Annotated in this window: 1 protein-coding gene; it reads right to left on the reverse strand. The window is 62.7% G+C overall.

The genetic code is table 11. The features are described 5' to 3' along the window. Positions 1-121 precede the first annotated feature (121 nt). Positions 122-1,393 carry an IS110 family RNA-guided transposase gene (locus FXV83_RS40140; protein ID WP_148745560.1) on the reverse strand — a complete coding sequence of 424 codons (1,272 nt, stop codon included), beginning with the start codon at positions 1,391-1,393 and terminating at the stop codon, positions 122-124. Between the last annotated feature and the right edge of the window lie 265 nt (positions 1,394-1,658).

The following is a 1,658-nucleotide window of genomic DNA, read 5'->3' on the forward strand; positions in this document are numbered from 1 at the left end:
GCGGACCCGCTCTCTCCTCGTCATTGCGAGGAGCCCTTGCGACGAAGCAATCCAGAATCCCTCCGCGGAGAGATTCTGGATTGCTTCGCTGCGCTAGGAAGAAACGACTGATGATTGGGCGTCAGGCGGCCTCCGCGATGGGCTGGAGTTGAACGTTGAAGCCGAGCCTTTTGAGACGTGCGACCAGTCGGCTTGCTTTGACCTCGGTGGGCCGGCGATCGAAGTAGTCGGCGCCGAGGTCGTGATGCTCCGTACCGTCTTTGAGGATGTGGTAGATGGCGGTGAGGATCGAGGCCGCGACGGCGCAAATGGCTTTTTGCGGCCCGCGCTTGGCCTGCAAGCGGAAGAACTGGGCTCGGTAGTAGCTGTTCTTGCTGCGCTTGGCGGCCCAGGCACATTGAATCAGCATCGTCTTGAGCCATGGCGCCCCTTTGCGCAGGCGCGAGGACTTGCGCTTGCCGGCGCTCTCGTTCTGCCCGGTGCACAGGCCGGTCCAGGCGACGAGATGGCCGGCAGTCTGGAAGCGACTCATGTCGGCGCCGATCTCGGACAGAACTGACGGCGCCGCCACCGCATTGACGCCGGGGATCGTGGTCAGCAATCCGATCAGGTGGCGAAAGGGGATCTTGCGACCGTCCACCTGCGCTTCCATGTGCTCGATCCGCTCGGCGATTTCGGCATCAAGCTTGCGAATCGTCTCGTCCAGACCGTCGCGTTGCCGCAGATGAAGCGCGAGCAGGAAGCGGTGGTGATCCGTCAGACGGCCGTGCAGCGCATCGTAAAGCGCCTTCGGCGAGGCTTTGATCTGCTTGCCGGCAAGCGCGGCCAGCTTGTTGGGCTGCCGCACGCCGTCGATCATCGCCTGGATGATCCGCCGGCCGCTCGCGCCCATGATGTCGGAGATCACCGAGCCGAGCTTGATATTGGCTTCTGCCAGCGTCTTCTCGATCCGCTGCACGTGCCGCGTCTGCTCGCGCACCAGTTGCTTGCGCGTTCGCGTCAGCGCGCGCAGCTCCTGCACCTGCTCGTCCGGAACGAAGCTGCCCCTGATCAGCCCGCAGGCCAACAGATCGGCGATCCACATCGCATCGTTCATGTCGGTCTTGCGTCCCGGAACATTCTTGATGTGCGCCGCATTGGCGACGATCAGTTCAAAGGCGCCTTCGCCCAGGATCCGGAACACCGGCATCCAGTAGACGCCGGTTGCCTCCATCGCCACATGCGTGCACCGGCTTTCTTCCAACCACCTTCTCAGCTCCATAAGCTGCTCCGTCGTGGCCAAAAAGGTTCGGCACTCCCGCTGCGCCTTACCCTCAGTCATGATCCGCACACAGGCCACGACCGTGTCCTTGTGCACATCAAGGCCTGCAACGCGCTCGTACAGAATATCCATGCTCCTCTCCTCGACAGTTCGCGCCGGCGGCATAGGCGCCTGTCAGAAAAGAATGCTAGGAAGCGTGCTCCAGGGCGATGCCGCCCCTCCGCGCCAGTGTGGGTCATCCAGGCAACCCGGGTCCAACTCGCAACCGGGCTCTCACGCACCAGAGAGTAATCGACCTCTTTGCCGACGGCGCCCCAATTTACCGTCTTTGCCAACCCGCGAAAAGTTTCATTCAGCGCGCGTCGGCTCCTCAAGCCGGTCCCAACTCGCAATGACG

This window comes from Bradyrhizobium hipponense, from assembly GCF_008123965.1.
GTDB lineage: Bacteria > Pseudomonadota > Alphaproteobacteria > Rhizobiales > Xanthobacteraceae > Bradyrhizobium > Bradyrhizobium hipponense.